This window comes from Akkermansiaceae bacterium, assembly GCA_017798145.1.
GTDB lineage: Bacteria > Verrucomicrobiota > Verrucomicrobiia > Verrucomicrobiales > Akkermansiaceae > Luteolibacter.
The window spans coordinates 2,526,590-2,544,475 of record CP059069.1 but is presented as its reverse complement, the minus strand read 5'-3'; the positions used below and the strand labels follow the sequence as shown (position 1 = coordinate 2,544,475).

The 17,886-nt window shown below is 63.9% G+C and carries 21 protein-coding genes; 13 read left to right on the top strand and 8 right to left on the bottom strand.

Annotation, left to right across the window (positions count from 1 at the left end):
• Positions 1-42 precede the first annotated feature (42 nt).
• Positions 43-933: a TIGR01777 family protein gene (locus HZ994_10875; protein QTN32813.1), complete on the top strand. Its 891-nt coding sequence runs from the start codon at positions 43-45 to the stop codon at positions 931-933.
• Positions 934-989: 56 nt separating this feature from the next.
• On the opposite strand, the gene HZ994_10870 is transcribed toward HZ994_10875, so the two are convergent.
• Complete coding sequence (locus tag HZ994_10870) at positions 990-1,493, bottom strand: hypothetical protein (GenBank protein ID QTN32812.1); 504 nt, start codon at positions 1,491-1,493, stop codon at positions 990-992.
• A 134-nt stretch (positions 1,494-1,627) separates the two neighbouring features.
• On the opposite strand from HZ994_10870, the gene HZ994_10865 reads away from it, so the two are divergent.
• From HZ994_10865 to HZ994_10855, 3 genes are read left to right on the top strand one after another with little or no spacing between them, the layout of a single operon-like run.
• On the top strand, positions 1,628-2,350 hold the full coding sequence (locus HZ994_10865) for a response regulator transcription factor (protein ID QTN34373.1): 723 nt from the start codon (positions 1,628-1,630) through the stop codon (positions 2,348-2,350).
• A gap of 23 nt (positions 2,351-2,373) precedes the next feature.
• Positions 2,374-3,828, top strand: coding sequence for a HAMP domain-containing histidine kinase (locus tag HZ994_10860; GenBank protein QTN32811.1), 1,455 nt, complete (start codon positions 2,374-2,376; stop codon positions 3,826-3,828).
• 35 nt (positions 3,829-3,863) lie between these two features.
• Positions 3,864-4,190, top strand: coding sequence for a Dabb family protein (locus HZ994_10855; GenBank protein QTN32810.1), 327 nt, complete (start codon positions 3,864-3,866; stop codon positions 4,188-4,190).
• Between the two features lie 70 nt (positions 4,191-4,260).
• Here HZ994_10855 and HZ994_10850 read toward each other — a convergent pair whose 3' ends face one another.
• The 4 genes from HZ994_10850 to HZ994_10835 all read right to left on the bottom strand — a co-directional run bounded on the left by HZ994_10850 (position 4,261) and on the right by HZ994_10835 (position 7,661).
• Positions 4,261-5,469: a 4-hydroxy-3-methylbut-2-enyl diphosphate reductase gene (locus tag HZ994_10850; protein QTN32809.1), complete on the bottom strand. Its 1,209-nt coding sequence runs from the start codon at positions 5,467-5,469 to the stop codon at positions 4,261-4,263.
• A 100-nt stretch (positions 5,470-5,569) separates the two neighbouring features.
• Positions 5,570-5,716 carry a hypothetical protein gene (locus HZ994_10845; GenBank protein QTN32808.1) on the bottom strand — a complete coding sequence of 49 codons (147 nt, stop codon included), beginning with the start codon at positions 5,714-5,716 and terminating at the stop codon, positions 5,570-5,572.
• Positions 5,717-5,802: 86 nt separating this feature from the next.
• A complete protein-coding gene (locus HZ994_10840; protein ID QTN32807.1) occupies positions 5,803-7,116 on the bottom strand; it encodes a 2-oxo acid dehydrogenase subunit E2 in 1,314 nt (437 codons plus the stop codon).
• A gap of 143 nt (positions 7,117-7,259) precedes the next feature.
• Positions 7,260-7,661 (bottom strand): hypothetical protein, encoded by a 402-nt coding sequence (locus tag HZ994_10835; protein ID QTN32806.1) that lies wholly within the window; start codon positions 7,659-7,661, stop codon positions 7,260-7,262.
• Between the two features lie 212 nt (positions 7,662-7,873).
• On the opposite strand from HZ994_10835, the gene HZ994_10830 reads away from it, so the two are divergent.
• The 3 genes from HZ994_10830 to HZ994_10820 are packed head-to-tail and all read left to right on the top strand — an operon-like array spanning position 7,874 to position 9,686.
• On the top strand, positions 7,874-8,275 hold the full coding sequence (locus HZ994_10830) for a hypothetical protein (GenBank protein QTN32805.1): 402 nt from the start codon (positions 7,874-7,876) through the stop codon (positions 8,273-8,275).
• Positions 8,276-8,334: 59 nt separating this feature from the next.
• Positions 8,335-8,904, top strand: a complete 570-nt coding sequence (locus HZ994_10825; GenBank protein QTN32804.1) for a RibD family protein — start codon at positions 8,335-8,337, stop codon at positions 8,902-8,904.
• Positions 8,901-9,686, top strand: a complete 786-nt coding sequence (locus tag HZ994_10820; GenBank protein ID QTN32803.1) for an ATP-binding cassette domain-containing protein — start codon at positions 8,901-8,903, stop codon at positions 9,684-9,686. Before HZ994_10825 ends, HZ994_10820 begins: the two co-directional genes overlap by 4 nt.
• Here the strand turns inward: HZ994_10820 and yidD are convergent.
• Positions 9,683-9,922 carry a membrane protein insertion efficiency factor YidD gene (gene yidD, locus HZ994_10815; GenBank protein ID QTN32802.1) on the bottom strand — a complete coding sequence of 80 codons (240 nt, stop codon included), beginning with the start codon at positions 9,920-9,922 and terminating at the stop codon, positions 9,683-9,685. The genes HZ994_10820 and yidD overlap by 4 nt on opposite strands.
• Positions 9,923-10,023: 101 nt before the next feature.
• Between yidD and HZ994_10810 the strand changes: the two genes are divergently transcribed.
• Positions 10,024-10,842 carry a hypothetical protein gene (locus HZ994_10810; protein ID QTN32801.1) on the top strand — a complete coding sequence of 273 codons (819 nt, stop codon included), beginning with the start codon at positions 10,024-10,026 and terminating at the stop codon, positions 10,840-10,842.
• A gap of 9 nt (positions 10,843-10,851) precedes the next feature.
• Here HZ994_10810 and HZ994_10805 read toward each other — a convergent pair whose 3' ends face one another.
• Both HZ994_10805 and HZ994_10800 read right to left on the bottom strand, forming a co-directional pair.
• Entirely contained in the window at positions 10,852-11,694 is an 843-nt protein-coding gene (locus HZ994_10805; protein ID QTN32800.1) for a universal stress protein, read from the bottom strand.
• A 44-nt stretch (positions 11,695-11,738) separates the two neighbouring features.
• A complete protein-coding gene (locus tag HZ994_10800; protein ID QTN32799.1) occupies positions 11,739-13,223 on the bottom strand; it encodes a SulP family inorganic anion transporter in 1,485 nt (494 codons plus the stop codon).
• A gap of 146 nt (positions 13,224-13,369) precedes the next feature.
• Between HZ994_10800 and gcvT the strand changes: the two genes are divergently transcribed.
• The 5 genes from gcvT (at position 13,370) to HZ994_10775 (ending at position 17,875) form a co-directional block, all read left to right on the top strand.
• Positions 13,370-14,446, top strand: a complete 1,077-nt coding sequence (gene gcvT, locus HZ994_10795) for a glycine cleavage system aminomethyltransferase GcvT (GenBank protein QTN32798.1) — start codon at positions 13,370-13,372, stop codon at positions 14,444-14,446.
• 65 nt (positions 14,447-14,511) lie between these two features.
• Positions 14,512-14,898 carry a glycine cleavage system protein GcvH gene (gene gcvH, locus HZ994_10790; GenBank protein QTN32797.1) on the top strand — a complete coding sequence of 129 codons (387 nt, stop codon included), beginning with the start codon at positions 14,512-14,514 and terminating at the stop codon, positions 14,896-14,898.
• Positions 14,899-14,981: 83 nt separating this feature from the next.
• Positions 14,982-16,514, top strand: a complete 1,533-nt coding sequence (zwf, locus tag HZ994_10785) for a glucose-6-phosphate dehydrogenase (protein ID QTN32796.1) — start codon at positions 14,982-14,984, stop codon at positions 16,512-16,514.
• On the top strand, positions 16,499-17,551 hold the full coding sequence (locus tag HZ994_10780) for a glucose-6-phosphate dehydrogenase assembly protein OpcA (protein ID QTN32795.1): 1,053 nt from the start codon (positions 16,499-16,501) through the stop codon (positions 17,549-17,551). Before zwf ends, HZ994_10780 begins: the two co-directional genes overlap by 16 nt.
• Positions 17,552-17,695: 144 nt before the next feature.
• Entirely contained in the window at positions 17,696-17,875 is a 180-nt protein-coding gene (locus HZ994_10775) for a DUF2256 domain-containing protein (protein QTN32794.1), read from the top strand.
• The last annotated feature ends 11 nt before the right edge of the window (positions 17,876-17,886 follow it).

The window sequence follows — 17,886 nt, the reverse complement described above, 5'->3', positions numbered from 1 at the left end:
GAAACGTGTTTTGCACAGGTGGCGATGGGTGTATCCTGTGGCATGGGAAAACGGGCAGTGATTTACGGAGCGAGCGGATTCATCGGCGGCGGGCTGGCGGGCTTGCTGGCCGGGGAGGGCTATGAGGTCGTAGGCGTGAGTCGCAAGGGAGCGGGAAACATGTCCGGGGTTACCCGTTGGGTGAAGCCGGAGGATGTGGATTTCCAGGGCTGTGATGTGGTGGTGAACCTTGCCGGAGCGCCCATCGACCAACGCTGGACTGAGGCCAGGAAAAGGGAGTTCCATGAAAGCCGGGTGGGGGTGACGGAGGACATCGTGGAGAGGATTGCGGCGCTTCCAGAGGGCGGCAGGCCGGGGGTCTTGCTGAATGGCTCGGCGGTCGGGATCTATGGGAACCGGGGCGATGAAATTCTCGGCGAAGGATCGCCGCATGGGACGGGATACCTTGCGGATCTGTGCGCGGAGTGGGAGGCGGCGGCGGGCAAGGCGGAGCTGCTGGGGGTTCGGGTGGTGATGTTCAGGATCGGTGTGGTGCTAGGGAAAGGCGGGCAGGCTTATGAGAAACTGATGCGGGTTTTCAAGGCTGGGATAGGCGGCAGGCTGGGCGATGGCAGCCAGTGGATGCCGTGGATCCATGTCGATGACCTGCGCCGCGCGATGGTGTTTTCCATTCTCAGCGAAGGCATCCGCGGTGCGGTGAACGGCACCGCGCCGGTGCCCGAGCGGAATTCGGATCTGACGCGCAAACTCGCCCGTGCGGTGGGTCGCTGGGTTTTCCTTCCGGTGCCGGGCTTCGCCCTGCGGCTGGTTCTGGGGGATTTCGCAGGGGTGCTGCTGGCAAGTCAGCGCGCCGTCCCGGCGAAACTGGAAAAGGCGGGATTCGCCTTCCGTTTCCGCACACTGGAAGATGCGTTCGCGGATTTGACGGCCTGATATGGTGGGGCGCCCCCTTGCGGGGACGCCCCTTGCCATTTCCTGGGGGGGGACAATCATCTGCCGTGCGGCGGGCCGGGGGGATGCGGCGGGCGCCCGCCACCGCCGCCTGGAGGGCCGCCTTGGTTCGGCTCGCCCAGGGAAGGGGCTTCGGTGTTGTCGATTTTCCCGTCGTCGTCCTTGTCGAGTTCCAGCAGCGTTTCACCGGATTTCTCGATCTCGTCCTTGGAGAGCGTGCCATCGCCGTCGGTGTCGATGGCATCCATCAGCGCGGATGGGGGTGGTGGCGGCGGCTGGAGCTGCGCGTCGTCCCCGTCCTTTTTCCGGCGCCTGCCATCTGGCGGCTCGGGGCGTAGCTCCTCGGCGCTGAGTGCGCCGTCTTCATCCTCATCGAGCTTGAGCAGTGACTTCGGGGCGTTGCGGATCTCACGGGCGGTGAGCTTGTGGTCGTGATCCTTGTCGATGGTGACGGCGACGATGTCCGGCGGCGGCGGCATCTGTGCGATTGCGAATCCCGAGATGGCGAGGAGTATGCTTGGTGCGAGTGGTTTTGCTTTCATGGTTTCCCTGCGCTTGATTGCAGTGGGATGATGATGCGGCGGGCGATGTGACGGTATGATTTCGATACGGCTCTTTTTTGTTAAGATTCGGTAAAATGGATGGCGGAGGTGCGCGTGACATGGAGGATGGCTGCATGTCGAATGCCGGGAACACGCAAGGCAGGCCGCTGCTGGTGGTCGATGACGACCGCAAGCTCTGCGGCCTGATCCGCGACTACCTGCAACCGATGGGCTGGAACGTCTCCATGCGCCACACGGGAACCGATGGCTTGTCGGAGGCTCTGGATGGCGAATACGAGGCGGTGATCCTGGATGTGATGATGCCCGGGATGGACGGCTTCGAGGTGCTGCGGGAGCTGCGGAAAAGCTCCAACGTGCCGGTGCTGATGCTTACCGCGATGGGCGACGAGGCGGACCGCATCGTGGGGCTTGAGCTGGGGGCGGACGATTACCTGCCGAAAACGTTTTCCAGCCGCGAGCTGTTGGCACGGCTGCGGGCTGTGACGCGGCGGGCGGTGCTGGCGGAGCCTGCGGATGATGGCGGCGTGGATCTCGTGGCCGGGAAACTCCGGGTCAACGAGGCCACCCACACCGCGATACTCCGCGACGAGCCGCTGGATCTGACGGCCCTTGAATTCGCGATCCTGGTTTCCCTGATGAAGGCGAGGGGCAGGGTGAAATCCCGCGAGGCGCTGCTGGAGGAGGTTTCCGAACGGCGCTTCGATGTCTTCGACCGCTCCATCGACGTGCATATCTCCCAGCTCCGCAAAAAACTCGGGGACGATGCCAGAAAGCCGCAGTTCATCGTCACGGTTCGGAGCGTGGGCTACCGCTTTGAGGAAGGGGGGTTGGGGTGAGGGCGAGGCGGCGCTTCCCGCTGATGGCGAAGGTTGCCGCCTGGCTGGCGGTGCATCTGCTGGTTCTCGCCGTGGCGTTCGCCCTCTTCGTCTCGTGGCAGCTCCGGCTTGGGCTGGATTCGCTGCTGACCGGCACAACCGGCGAGCGGCTGGAATCGCTGGGAAAGGATATCTCGGCAAGCCTGGATGACGTGCCCGAAAGCGGGTGGGGCGGCATCATCGCGGAGAAGGTTTCCCCCTACGGGCTGGAAGGCCTTTTCCGGTCCGAGCGGGAACTCGGGCCGGATGCGGCGGAGGCGGAAATCCCGGCGGAGATCATCGCACGCGCAAAAGGGGAACTGCCGCCGCCCGGAGGACAGGCGAAACCACCCGAAGCGCCCTGGCACGAACCAAGGGGCGGGCCGGGCGGATTTCCCCCACCCGACCGGGGGGGGCGCCCCCGTGAACAGCGCGAGCCCAGGGCGCTTTTCCTCACAAGGGATCCGGGTGACGGAAGCTACTGGGCCGCCATCGAGCTGGCCGTCGGGTCTCCGGGACGGGGCAGGCCGCCGCGGGGGGTGCTGTTCCTGAAATCCGACAACGCCTCCGCCAACGGACTGTTCTTCGACTACCGGCCCTGGCTCTTCGGCGGGCTTGCGGTGCTGGCGTTCAGCATCCTGTTCTGGGCGCCCTTCGTGCTCGGCATCACCCGCTACGCAGGGCGGATTTCCAAGGCCACGGGGAAAATCGCGGAGGGTGGTTTCGATACGAAAATCGGCGCCTCTCGCAACGACGAGCTGGGTGCCGCCGGCGAATCCATCGAGGAGATGTCCGCCCGGCTCGGGCAGCTTCTTTCCGGGCAGAAAAGGTTCCTCGGCGATGTTGCGCATGAGCTCTGCGCCCCGCTTGCGAGGATGCGCACCGGCCTCGGCATCCTGCGGGAATCCGCTGGCGGGCAGGCGGAACGGATCGAATCCATCGATGAGGATGCGGAGGAGCTTTCCGCGCTCGTTGCCGAGCTGCTCGCCTTCACCAGGGCGAGCTCGGCGGCGGTGGAAATCGAAACGATCCCTCTTGCCGGAATCTGCCGCGAGCTTGCCGCAAAGGAACTCGATGGCCATGCGGTGGGGTGCGACATCGCCGCGGGCCTTTGCGTGAAAGCCGACCGCAGGCACCTTGCCCGCGCCCTCGGCAACATCCTGCGCAACTGCCATCGCCACGCCGGCGCGGGGTGCAAGGTGAGCATCGCCGCACACCTGTCGGGAAATACTGTGAATCTAGTGATTGAGGACGACGGGCCGGGTGTCGCGGATGAGGAGCAGCAACGGCTCTTCGAGCCCTTCTACAGGCCGGACAGATCCCGCACCCGCGACACCGGCGGCAGCGGCCTGGGCATGGCCATCGTGGAGGGCTCCGTGCGCGCCTGCGGGGGCAAGGTCGCGGCTGGGAAAAGCGCGATGGGCGGGCTGCTTGTCGGGATTTCCCTTCCCAGGGCATGAAGGGGGGGCAGGCGGCTTTAGGGCTTGGAATCTCCGTGCCGGACATCGCAGGATGGGGCATGGAACATCACGTCTATTTCTGGCTGAAGGAAGAATACAAGAACGATGCCGGTCGCGCGCGGATGGAAGCTGCGCTCGATGGGCTTGCGAAATCCACCAACGTCTCCAAGGCCCACTGGGGCACGCCCGCGCCAACCGAGCAGCGCCCTGTCACCGACCATACCTGGGATTACGGGATCTCCTTCCGCTTCGACACGATGGAAGCCCATGAGAGATACCAGAAGGCCGATCCGGTCCACGACGCCTTTTCCGGCGGCCACAAGGAGATGTGGGCGAAAGTGCTGGTGATGGATCTTGCCTGAATGGGGGGCCGTGCCCCCGGCCTGTTTCCGTGCATCGGCAAAAGGAGCCGGCCAAAGCTGCGGCACCACATCAGTCCAGCGTCTCGCCGCGCAGCCCGAAGACCTTTCTGACCGTTTCCTCGATGAGGTTGTTCGGGCAGGAGGCACCGGCGGTGAGGCCTATGGTGACGTGATCCTTGCCCGAGAACGCCGATGCATACGCCGAGGTCGTCTCCCGCTGGTGGTGCAGGTCGTAGTGGACGATTTCCCCAAGCGACTTGATCTGCGAGGCGTCGCGGATGAAAAACGTGGGCAGCTCCTTCTCTCCGATTTCCACCAGATGCGCGGTGTTCGAGGAATTGTAGCCGCCGACAACCAGCAGCAGGTCCATCCTGGTTTTGAGCATCTCGAAAAGCGCGTCCTGACGCTCCTGGGTGGCGCCGCAGATCGTATCGAAAACGGAGAACTTTTCCGCCGACCCATCGCGGCCTTGGACGGCGTCTGCGAGGCGCTTCTGGATCTCCAGCGTCTCGCTCTTGAGCATGGTCGTCTGGTTGGCGACGCCGATTTTTTCCAGATGCACATCGGGATCGAAACCATCGGAAAAGGATCCGGCGAAGCGTTTCAGGAAAGCCTCCCTGTCCCCGCCATTGCGGATGTAGTCGCAGACGAAATCGGTGTCTGCGAGAGTGAGGATCACCAGATACCGGCCGTCCTTGTTCTCGCCGAGGGCGCGCGATGCGGTGGCGCGGGTTTCCTCATGGTTTGCCTTGCCGTGGATGATGGATGTGATGCCGTCCTTCGCGTAGCCGCGGACACGCCGCCAGACTTTCATCACATCACCGCAGGTGGTATCGACCGTGTAGCAGCCGCGCTCCTCGATCTTCTCCATGAATTTCGTGGGTGCGCCGAAGGCCGGGACGATGACCACGTCCTCGGGCAGGAGCTCGTCGTAGCTCGCATCCATTTCCCGCCATGGGAGAGATACGATATCCATCTCGCGCAGCTGCCGGTTCACCTCCGGGTTGTGGATGATTTCCCCGATGAGGAAGATGCGGTTCTCCGGGAAAACCTTGCGCGAGGCGTAGGCGAGGTCGATCGCACGCTCAACCCCGTAGCAGAACCCGAAATCCTGCGCGAGGAGCAGGGTGGTGTTGCCGCGCGTGATTTTCCCGCCCTGATCCTTGATTTTCTCGACGAGCGAGGACCGGTAGTGGACGGCAACCTCGGCGGATACCAGCTCCATCACATCCGGGCGGCGGACGTTGACGCGGGGGCGCTTCTCTGTGGGGCTTGGCATACGCCCAAGAGATACCAGAATCCGGAGTCCGGAAACCGGAAAATTCCCAATCCGTTTCCTGCCGTGGGTCAAAACGGCCGTTTCGGCGCAGATTCCGGGATCAGTTGGCCTTGGGTTTCTTCCCCATCCCGCAGCCGCAGCCTTTCCCGCAACCGGACCCGCCCTTCGCGGGGCGAGCAAAGCGCCAGGCAAAAACAGCGAGGGTGCCGAGAACGCAGCTCAGGGCGGTGATTGCTTGCCAGTCCATGGTTTGAAATCACAGGCTACAGCCGGATCCCGGCCGCGCAATTCATATCCCGTTGAGGAACTCCGGAGCATTGCCACGGCGGCAGCTTACAGCAGCATGAGCGCCGGGTTCTCGATGAGTTTCTTGATCTCCGCGAGGAAGGATGCCGCGACGGCTCCGTCCACGACGCGGTGATCCGCGGAAATGCCGATGTTCATGCGCAGGCCGGGGACGATCTGGCCGTCCTTGACGACGGGCTTCTCGATGGCTCCGCCAACGGAGAGTATCGCCGCCTGGGGCGGGTTGACGATGGCATCGAAGGACTCGATGCCCCATGCTCCGAGGTTGGAGACGGTGATTGTGCCACCATCGAATTCATCGGGCTTGAGCTTTTTCTCCTTCGCGCGCGCGGCGAAGTCCTTGACCGCCTGTGAAATCGCCAGCAGTGATTTGGTTTCCGCCTGCTTGATGACGGGAGTGACCAAGCCGTCCTCCACCGCGATCGCGACGGAGAGGCCGATGTGCCTGAATGAAACGATGTGGTCGCCCGCAAAGGATGCGTTGACGGCTGGCACGGCCTGGGCGGCGTTGATCGTGGCTTTCAGGATGAAATCGTTGACCGAATACTTGTTGCCGTGGGTCTTCTCCGCCTGCTCGTTGACCTGTTTGCGCAGTGCCATGAGCGGCGCGGCGTCTACCTCGAGGTGGAGGTAGAAGTGCGGGATGGTGGTCTTGGAGGTGAGCAGGCGCGAGGCGATGACCTTGCGCATGGAGGAAAGCTCGATGCGCTCGTCGCCCTCCTTCGCCGTCGGCATGATCGCGGCGGCGGCCGGTGCCGGGGCGGATGCGGATCCACCGGCACGTGCCTTGACGGCATCCGCAAGCTTTGCCGCGGCGGATGCAGCCTGGGAGGGCTGCTTCGGGGCGGGGGCGGAGGATGCCTTCTCAACATCCTCCCTGACAATCCGACCCGCCGGGCCGGATCCGGCCACGCCGGAGAGATCGACACCGAGCTCGGCGGCGACCTTGCGCGCGAGGGGGGATGCTTTCACACGCCCGCCATCCCCGGATATCGCGGCGGCAGGCTGGGCGGCTTGAGGTTCGGCGGGAGTCTCCTGCCTTTTTTCAGCGGGTGCGGGATTGTCGGCCTTGGCGGGCGGCTCCTGGGGGGCTTCGCCAGCCTCATCCCCGTCGAGCACGGCCAAAACGCCGCCAATCTCGGCCTTCTCGCCTTCCTGCACACGGATTTCGGTGATCGTGCCCTCGTCGAAGGCCTCCATCTCCATCGTCGCCTTGTCGGTCTCGACCTCGGCGAGGATGTCGCCGATCTCGACGCTATCGCCGACCTTTTTGTGCCATTTGATGAGGGTGCCTTCGGTCATGGTGTCCGAGAGCTTGGGCATTTCGATGTTTACTGACATGTGCTGTGTGGAAAGTGGAGGTAGGCGGGAAGGATGGGAGAAAGCCGGGGTATTTCCAGCCCTTTTTGTGCCATCCGGAAAGTAAGAAGCGCGGGACGGACAAGGCCGAACCGCGCTTTTTGGAAAACAGGAAGTGGAAAGCCCTACTCGGCGAGCTTGCGCATGGTCGGCACGAGGCCGATGTGCGGGCTGCCGACCGGCCCTTGGGCGGTGGACATTTTCAGGAAAGCCTCGGAGGTGGAGCCGCAGCAGTCCTTTTTCGGGCAGTAGAGGCGGACGCACTGGTTGCATGGGACACGCGTCTTCTTGGTGACGGTCTTGTAGCGCGGCACCTTTTTCTCGATGGTCTCGATCATGCCGCCCTTGCCGCTCTTGCTGCCGCCGACATTCACCTGCTCGGTGACGATGTCGTAGCCGCAGGTTTTCACCTGTTTGGTGGTGGTGCGGTATCCTGCGGTGCCTGTCTGCGAGCCGAACAGCGAACAGCAGGAGGAGAAGCCCAGGGATAGGGCGAGGAGAGCGAAGAGGCTGAGGAGTTTTTTCATCGGATTGATTTCTGTGGGTATGGTTAGAAGAGGCAGCAGCAGGATGATGCCGCAAGAGCGGTGGCGGCCAGGAGCACTAGCATGGCGAAACGTTTCAACATGGCGCTGAGGTTAAGGAAGTGGCGGGGCTTGGCAACAAAATTTCACCAAAGCCGCCTTGCGTATCCCGTTCAGGGCTGGACTTGGCGGGGGGCGGGCGACATTTTCCGGGAATGGAGGACGGGAAATGGATGGCTCTTGCCCTTGCGGAGGCGCGGAAAGGCGTCGGCAGGACGGCGCCGAACCCCCCCGTCGGCGCAGTGATCGTCAAGGACGGGTTGCTGCTGGGGAGCGGATTTCACCGCAAGGCCGGGATGCCCCATGCGGAGGTGGAGGCGATTGCGGCGGCGGAAAAAGCCCACGGCAAGGGCTGCACGGTGGGGGCGACGGCTTATGTGACCTTGGAGCCGTGCTCGACGCTTGGGAGAACCCCGGCCTGCACCGGCGGGTTGGCGGCGGCGGGGGTTTCGCGGGTCGTCTATGCGTGCGAGGATCCGAATCCGGCGCATGCCGGTGCCGCGGATGCCGTGCTCGCGGCAGCGGGAAATCGCCGTAGGCAAAGGGGTCTTGCGTGAGGAGTGCGCGGAAATCCTGAGGCCGTTTTCCAAGGTCCCAGCAAACCGGCCTGCCGTGGGTGATCTGGAAATGCGCGATGTCGCTGGACGGGAAAAATCACCAGGCCGGAGGGCGAGGCCAGTGGCTGAGCGGCGGGGAATCGAGGGCGGATGTCCAGCGGCTGCGCGGCGAGGTGGATGCGATCCTGACCAGCGGAGAGACGGTGCGCCGCGACAAGCCCGCGCTGACGATCCGCTTGCCGGAGTTGCTGGAGGGACGGGAGCAGCCGTGGCGGGTGGTGGTGACGGATCAGCCGGAAACCATGCCGCTGGATGCCCCCCTGTTTTCCGATGAATGGAAGGGAAGGACGCTGCTGCGCGGCCGCGCGGACATGGAGGGGACGCTGCGCGGGCTGGTGCGCGAGCAGGGGGTGCTTTCCGTGATGATCGAGGCGGGCGGGAAATTCTCCGCTGCGATGATCGCCGCCGGCCTTGTGGACGAGGCCGTGATCTATCATGCGCCCATCATTTGCGGCGACACGGTGCCGGCCTTGCTCGGGGTGGAATCCCCCCAATCGTTGGCGCTCACCGGCATCAGCCGTGAACGGCTCGGCAGGGACCTGAAAGTGAGGGGGCTGATCGTGAAATGAACCCGCCGTTTTTCGAGATCCGGAACACAAATGTCTGGCGCGGCGATGTCCTCGCGCTGCGAGACCTGAACCTGACGCTGCGCCGCGGCGAGAACGTCGCGATCCTCGGCGCAAACGGGGCGGGGAAAAGCAGCCTGCTCAAGCTGATGACCGGCGAGGTGCGGGTCGAGGCCGTGCCGGGAGCCTGCTGCCGCCTTTTCGGCGAGGAGCTTTGGAACCTTGAGGAACTGCGCCATAGGATAGGCCTGGTGATGCCCGAGGAGGTGGCGAGGTTCGATCCGGGGGAGATCGCGGCGGATGTCGTCCGCTCCGCCTTCCGCGGCGCCTACGGGCGCACCGGCGACATGCGTTTCAAGGCATCCGAAAAGCAAAGCGCCGCGCGCGCGATGGAAGGGGCCGGGGTCGGCGCGCTTGCGGGCAGGCTCTTCGGGCAGCTTTCCTCCGGCGAGAAACGGCGTTTCCTGATCGCCCGCGCCCTGGTGCATGATCCCGAAATCCTTGTCCTCGACGAGCCGTCGACCGCCCTGGATTTCGGCGGCCGCCTTGCCGTTCTGGAGAGGCTGCGCGGCATCGCCGCAAATACGGGAAACATCGTACTTGTGACCCACGACCCCGGCGAGATCCTGCCTGAGATCGAGCGGGTGATCCTTCTCAGGGAAGGCCGGATCCTTGCAGATGGGAAGAAGAAGGCCGTGGTCACACCGGGAAACCTCGGCCGCCTTTACGGGATGAGGCTGCGCCTTTCGTGGCCGAACGGCTGGGCCATGGTCAGGCCGGCCTAGGCCTTCTTTTTCGGAACCGGATCATAGCCATGAGTCCCCCACGGGTGGCAGCGCAGCAGACGGCGGATTGTCAGCCAGGAGCCTTTGAGCGCCCCGTGGATTTTGATCGCCTCGATGCCGTAGTGGCTGCAGGTCGGGTCATGGCGGCAAACCCCATGGCCGCCGCTCACGGCCCGCAGCCAAGGCGAGATGGCGAGCTGGTAGAAGCGGATCAGTTTCGTAAGGATCCAGGACACGGGGAATGGTGCAACCCCGGGGCCGGAGATTCAACTTCCAAGGAAGGTTTGCGCGTTAATAAGGGATTGAGCTGCTCCGATGGGATGGCTAGCTTGGCTGCATGCCGCCGATCGCGAGTCCGTTTGTTTTCGCGGCGGCGCTTATCGTCCAGGCGTATCCCCTGTGCGCAGGGAACCAGGTGCTCAGAAGCTTCCCGATCAAGGCCAGCCAAGGGGTGGCCGTCGACGGGGAATACATATACGCAATCAGCAACACCGAGATCCGCAAGTGCGACAAAGTCACCGGGGCGGCGGTCACCGTCTGGAAAGCGGACACCAAGCGGGCGGAGTTCAAGCACTTCAGGCACCTGAACAGCGGCACCGTGATCGATGGGAAGCTCCATTGCGCCCACTCCCGCTTTCCGGTCGCTCCCAACGAATGCACCGTTGAGATCTGGGATGTCACGGGGGAAAAGCTCGACCATGTGGAGACAATCCGAATGCCCCCAACGCATGGTTCCCTCACATGGATCGACAGGCGCGGCGACGGGACCTGGTGGATGTGTTATGCCGTCTATGGAAGGGCAAAGAACAAGGAGACCAAGCTCATCCATTACCGCCGGGAAAACGGGAAATTCATCGAGGAGAAGAGCCACCGTTTTCCGGAGGAAGCCGTCGCAAGCTGGGGCACGATGAGCTGTTCCGGCGGATCCTGGGGGCCGGACGGCATGCTCTATGCCACCGGCCACGATCTCGCTGAAGCCTGTGTGCTGAGGATCCACGGGGATAAACTGGAATACGTCCGTACAGAGGGCGGAGTCGGCTTTTGCGGCCAAGCGATCGCGTGGGACCGTTTCTCGAAGGAACCGGGCCTATGGGGCATCGTGAAAAACAAATGCGTTTCCCTCACCGTGATCACCGCGGCGAAGGGGAAATCCTGAGGCCGGAATTCAGCGGAACAGCAGGACCGGCACGTGGCAGGTGCGGATCAGCCCGGCGGTGGTGCTGCCGAGGATGAGCTCGCGGATCCGGGAGTGGCCGTATGCGCCCATGACAAGCAGGTCGCTGCCGCTTTCCCTCACCCTCGCGGAAATGACTTCCTCGGGATCTCCGGGGACAAGCCGCGAGGCGACCGTGTAGCCCGCAGCCCTGAGGGTGGCGGCCGCGACATCGAGCGACCGGGCGAGTTCCGAATCCGCCTTGCCGACCGCGATGAGGTCGCACTCCGCGTCCTTCAGGAGAGGTTGGGTGGCGAGGTAATGGATCGCCTTCAGGGCGCTCTGGCCGCCATCGAAGGCGACGGTGAAACTCTCCACCGGCCTGAATTCGCGGGCGGCGACGAGCACCGGGATTTTCACGGAACGGACGACGCGCTCGAGGTTGCTGCCGAGGTGGCCCTTGGAGAAATCAGCGTGCTCGCCGCGTTTCCCGAGGACGATGAGATCGGATTCCCCCTCGAAATCGGCCATGGCATCGACCAGCGACCCATGGCGCTGGGTGGTGGTGACGGCGGCGGGAGCGAACCGCTTTGCCGCATCCCCGAGGATCGCCTTGCCGCGCAGGCGGGCGACGCGGTAGCGGGTCTCGTCGAGGCGGGTGAGCTCCTCGAGGAGCTCGTCGTTCGCGCTGAAGCCGAGGTTCCCGCTGAGATCGCCGGTTGCAGGCGTTTCGTGATGCTCGATGGCGTGGAGGACATGGATTTCCGCGCCCGTGCGGGCGGCGGCCCAGGCGGCGAGACGGTAGATGCTCGGCGCATAGGGCGAGCCGTCGGTGCAGGTGAGGATGGTCGGCATGGGAGACGTTAGGTATGAACTCGGAACTTCAACGATAAGGCTGGTTAGTGCCCGGACATGCGCCCGGCGGCCCCGGGCTTGTCGTGCTCGGCGAGCTTGCCGACGATCGTGGCACTTGCCTCGTTCATTCCAAGGATTTCCACCTCGGTGCCTTCGCGGCGGTATTTCAGAACCACCGTGTCGAGAGCGCCGACCGAGCTGAGATCCCAGAAATGGGCATGGGAGACATCGATGACCACCTTTTCGAGGACTTCCTTGAAATCAAAGGCCGCGAGGAATTTCTCCGAGGAGGCGAAGAAAACCTGGCCGTGTACCGTGTAACGGCGCGTGTCCCCGGAAAGCACGCTGGACACGCTCATCAGCTGGGAAACCTTGCCCGCGAAGAACACCGCACTGAGCAGCACACCGGCACCGACGCCGAGGGCGAGGTTGTGCTGCCAGATCGTCACCGCTACCGTCGTGAGCATCACGAGGCTGGTCGGCCTCGGGTGGACGGCGAGGTTCTTGAAGGAACCCCAGTTGAACGTGCCGATGGAAACCATGATCATGATCGCCACCAGCGCGGGCATCGGTATCATGCTCACCCAGGGGCCGAGGACGACGCAGAGGATGATGAGCACCACCCCGGCGATGAGCGTGGAAAGCCGCGTGCGCCCGCCGGATTTCACGTTGATCACGGACTGGCCTATCATCGCGCAGCCCGCCATCCCGCCGAAGAAGCCGGTGATGAAATTCGCGATGCCCTGGCCGCGCGCCTCGCGGTTCTTGTCGGAGGGCGTGTCGGTGAGCTGGTCGACGATCTGAGCGGTCAGCAGGGACTCCAGCAGGCCGACGATGGCAAGGCTCACCGCAAACGGCAGAATGATCTCGAACGTCTCGAAATTCAGCGGCACATCCGGGATCAGGAAGGCGGGGAGCGAGCTCGGCAGCGCCCCGAGATCGCCGACCGTCCGGACATCCATCCCCGTAAGAACGGCGACCAGCGAGAGCACGATGATGCAGATGAGCGGGGAGGGGACGGCTTTCGTGAAACGCGGCAGTATGTAGATGATGGAGAGGCCGCCCGCCGTCATCGCCCAGGCAATCCATGAGACATCGGCCTTCGCGAGGTTCAGCTCCGGCAGTTGCGCCGCGAAAATCAGGATCGCCAGCGCGTTGACGAAGCCGGTCATCACCGATTTCGAGACGTATTTCATCACCGACCCCACCTTGAGCAGGCCGAAGATGAATTGGATCACGCCGGTCAGCACGGTCGCGGCGAGGAGGTATTCCACGCCATGGGCTTTCACCAGCGTCCCCACCAGCAGCGCCATCGCGGCGGTCGCGGCGGAAATCATCGCAGGCCGCCCGCCCGCGAAGGAGGTGATGACCGCGATGGTGAAGGATGCGTAGAGGCCGACCTTGGGATCCACCCCGGCGATGATGGAGAAAGCGATGGCCTCGGGGATCAGCGCGAGGGCGACGACGAGACCGGAGAGGATGTCGCCCCGGAGATTCGAGAACCAGGCGGCGGGAAGACGGGAGAACATGGTGCGGCTTTGGGAAAGTTTCCCAGAAGGGGAAAGGCGCGCAGGGTTCGGGCAATGCCACCGCAGCGCAAGCGGTTTTTTGGAAACCCGCGCATCCCGCCGACTTTTCCCCTTGAGAGTTTCCCGTCCGCCCACACTCTTGCCCCGTGTCCGAAACAGTCCTCCACTCCCCGCTAGAAGCCGCCCACCTCGCCCTCGGGGCAAAGCTCATCCCCTTCGGCGGCTGGGCCATGCCGGTGCAGTATTCCTCCATCCTCACCGAGCACGCCGCCGTCCGCGAAAAGGCCGGCGTCTTCGACATCTCCCACATGGGCCAGGTTTTCGTCAGCGGCGAGGGCCACATCGCATGGCTCGACACCCTCCTCACCAACAACCTCTCCAAGCTCGCCCCCGGCCAAGGCCAATACACGATCATGCTCAACCAAAGCGGCGGCGTCATCGACGACCTCATCGCCTACCGCCTTTCCGAAAGCGAGACCCTCCTCGTCATCAACGCCTCCATGATCCCCGAGGACGTCGCATGGATGGGAAAACACCTCGCCCCCGGCGTCACCCTCCGCAACGAGTCCGCCGCCTGGGCCGGCCTTGCCGTCCAGGGCCCGGATGCGGCGGCGATCTTCGCAAAACTTTTCCCCGGCGAGACCCTCCCGCCACGCAACGGGATTTCAAAAACAGCCTCCGGGGACATCGTCTGCCGCACCGGCTACACCGGCGAGGACGGCTACGAATTCTTCTGCCCGGCCGAGAACGGCATCGCCGCCTTCGAGAAATTCATCGCCGCCGGAGCCACTCCCTGCGGCCTCGGCGCGCGCGACACCCTGCGCCTCGAAATGTGCTACCCGCTCAACGGCAACGACCTCTCCCCCGAGCGCTCGCCCATCGAGGCCGGCCTGGGATTCTTCTGCGATCTCGAAAAACCCGATTTCATCGGCCGCGAAACACTCGCATCCCAAAAGGCCTCCGGTGCGGAAAGCAAGCTCACCGCCATCGAGCTCACCGAAAAGGGGCCGCCACCGCGCCCTCACTACCCCGTCCTCTCCGCCGATGGCGAAACGCTCGGCGAACTCTCCAGCGGCGTCCTCTCCCCCACCCTCGGGAAGGGCATCGCCATGGCCTACCTGCCCGCCGCCCACGCAAAACCCGGCACTCCCCTCCTCATCGACATCCGCGGCCGCCGCTTCAGCGCCGTCACCGTCAGGAAACCCTTCCTCAAAAAAGCCTGAGCCCAGAAAAACCGCGAAATTTCCCCTTCCTTAGCCGCCGCGAATCCTCCACAAATCCCACAGACATGAGCGCAACGAACATCCCCGCAGACCTCCTTTTCCAGTCCTCACACGAATGGGCGCGTGTCGATGGCGACACCGCCACCGTGGGGATCTCCGACCACGCCCAGGCGGAACTCACCGATGTGGTCTTCGTCGAACTGCCCGCGATGGGCCGCACGGTGGATGCCGGCGATCCCACCGCCGTGGTGGAATCCGTCAAGGCCGCCTCCGATATCTACGCCCCCATCTCCGGGGAGGTCATCGAGGTGAACCCCTCCGTCGAGGCGGATCCCTCGCTGGTCAACACCGACCCCTACGGAGCCGGCTGGATCTTCAAACTCAGGCTCACCAAGCCAGACCAGCTTTCCGGCCTGCTCAGCCCCGCCGCATATGCCGAGCTGATCGGCTGAAACCGGCGCCCCCCAACAATTGATCCTACGGCCTGTTTTGGCTTTCCCTCGCCGGGCCACAGGCGGATGCTGCCCCCAGCGCCATGTCCAATCCTTTCCGCGAAGACCTCGTTTCCCGCAACCGACCGGAGCCTTGCAGCATCGTCATTTTCGGGGCGACGGGAGACCTCACCCACCGCAAGCTCATCCCCGCACTCTACAACCTCGCCGTCGATGGCGAACTGCCCACCGGCGTCAACATCATCGGCTTCGCCCGCCGGGAGAAATCCGACGAGGAATTCCGGAGCGGGCTGGAGGAGCTGAACAAAAAGGTTTCGCGCAGCGGCCATGATCCCGAGATCTGGGGGAATTTCATCGGCAGCGTCAGCTATCATTGTTCCGAATTCACCGACGATGCGGGCTATGCCTCGCTGGCGGCAAAACTCGATGAGATCGATGCAGGCCGGGGCGGCAAGGGCAACCGGCTATTCTACATCGCCTCCGCACCGGAGTTTTTCGATGACATCCTCCTGCACCTGAAATCCGCCGGACTCAACGAGGCCAAGGACGGCTGCTGGGCGCGCGTAATCGTGGAAAAACCCTTCGGCACCAACCTCGCCACCGCCAAACACCTCAACCAGGTGGTCAACGAGACCTTCCACGAGAAGGACACCTACCGCATCGACCACTACCTCGGCAAGGAAACCGCCCAGAACCTCATGGTGCTGCGCTTCGCCAACGCCATCTTCGAGCCGCTGTGGAACAGCAAGTACATCGGCCACATCCAGATCACCTGCGCGGAAAACCTCGGCATGGAGGGCGGGCGCGGCGGCTATTACGAGAAGTCCGGCGCTCTCCGCGACATGGTGCAGAACCACCTCCTCCAGCTCCTCAGCCTCGTCGCCATGGAGCCTCCGACCGACCTCTCCGCCGATGGCGTCCGCGACGAGAAGGTAAAGGTCATCCGCTCGCTACGGCAGTGGGATACGCCGGAAAAGGTCGCTGAAAACGTTGTCCGCGCCCAATATACTGCGGGTCACGTGGATGGCACGCCCGTCCCCGGCTACCGCGAGGAAGACCGCGTTTCCCCCACATCGGAAACGGAAGCCTACGTCGCCGTCCGCCTCCTCATCGACACCTGGCGATGGAGCGGCGTGCCATTCTACATCCGCATGGGCAAGCGCCTGCCCAAGAAATCCACCGAGATCTCCATCCATTTCAAGGACGCCCCCTCCGTGCTTTTCAGCGCCCTCCCCGGCGGCGTACCAGGCGGCAACGTGCTCGTCATCCGCATCCAGCCGGACGAGGGGATCTCCCTCCGCATGGTCTCGAAAATCCCCGGCACCAGCCTCCGCCTTGAGCCGGTGAAAATGGATTTCCACTACGCCACCAGCTTCGGCAAAGGCAGCCCGGAAGCCTACGAGCGCCTCATCCTCGATGCGATCGCAGGCGACGCCACCCTCTTCGCCCGCCGCGACGAGGTGGAGGAGGCATGGCGCTTCATCGACCACATCGAGCGCGCCTGGCATGAGTCCGACAACAAGCCGCCCATCGCCGAGTTCGTCGCCGGCTCCTGGGGGCCGCGGGAAGCGGATGACATGATCAAGCGCGACGGCTTCGCATGGCGCAGACTTTAATGGGATCCAAAGGCATGGACGATTATTCAGAACTGGGCAAGGAGGTGAAAGTCTCCGAGATCGATCTCGAGCTGCGCAAGCTCTGGGAGCAGGACGAAGCCCGGACAAACGCGTCCCTGATGAACCTCGTGGTCTATACGGAAAAACCCGGTGGCCTTCTGGAGAACTCACGCATCATCAGCGACCTGACCCGCGACAACGCCTGCCGCGCCATCCTCGTGGAGATCAACCGCAACGAGGAGGCGTCCCTCCGCGCCTGGATCACCGCCCACTGCCACCTCTCCCACGGCCAGAAATCCGTTTGCTGCGAGCAGATCGCCTTCCGCCTCACCGGCCGCGTCACCGGCCGTTTCCGCAACACCGTCTTCTCCCACCTCAACTCCGACCTGCCCCTGATCTTCTGGTGGCAGGGGGAGCTTTCGGAAGTCTTCACCGAGCGCCTCGCCAGCGTCATCGACAGGCTCATCGTCGATAGCTCCGGCTGGGGCGACGTGAAGGGCGGATTCGCGAAAATTTCCGAAGCAGCCCAGTCGAATGCCGCCCTCGTCGTCCAGGATCTCGCCTGGACCCGTTGCTGGCAGTACCGAGTCGGCATAGCCGGACTCTTCGATGATTCGGTGGCTCAGACCATCCTCGGGGACATCGGGAAAATCCGTATCCTGCACAACCCCTCGGACCGCAACACCGCCCTCCAGATCCTGGCGTGGCTCGCCGTCCAGGCGGGGTGGAGAATTTCCGGGAAGACCCATTTCGAGACCAAGAACGGGCAGCGCATCGCCGTGGAAGTGGAATGCTCGGGAAACTCCGCCCCCATCGGCCTCGTCGAGCTCTCATCCGGTGCCACCACAGTCCGCGTCAGCCGCGAGAAAGGCTCAACCCACCTTCTCCGCGAGATCAATTGCGGCGACTACCACGTCAGCTCCCTCTCCCCCGCCGATCCGGAGGCACCCGCCGATCTCGTCGCCCAGCAGCTCGCACGCGGCGGAAAGAACTCGCTTTTCCTCAAGATCCTGCCGGTGTTCCTTGAGCTGCTTTGACCGTGGGATCCCGCGCCGGGGCGGAGGCTGACGAAGCGGCGATGAAAGAAATCGGGCGCGGCCTTGCGGGGGCTTAGGCCACGGAGCCCCGCAGGGCATCGGTAGTGTGTTGGCGGAAGAGGGGATGTGTGGGATACTCAGCCCATGCCCCCGAAGGTGAGGAAATCCGATCTGCCCCGGAAGGACTGTGTGGTTTGCGGCAGGCCTTTCGCTTGGCGGAAGAAGTGGGAGAAGGTTTGGGATGAGGTGAGGTATTGCTCGGAGCGGTGCCGGCGAGAAGGGCGGGCCCACCTCAAGCTAGGGGCGCCAGAACAGGCCGACTGAAGTCGGCGCCC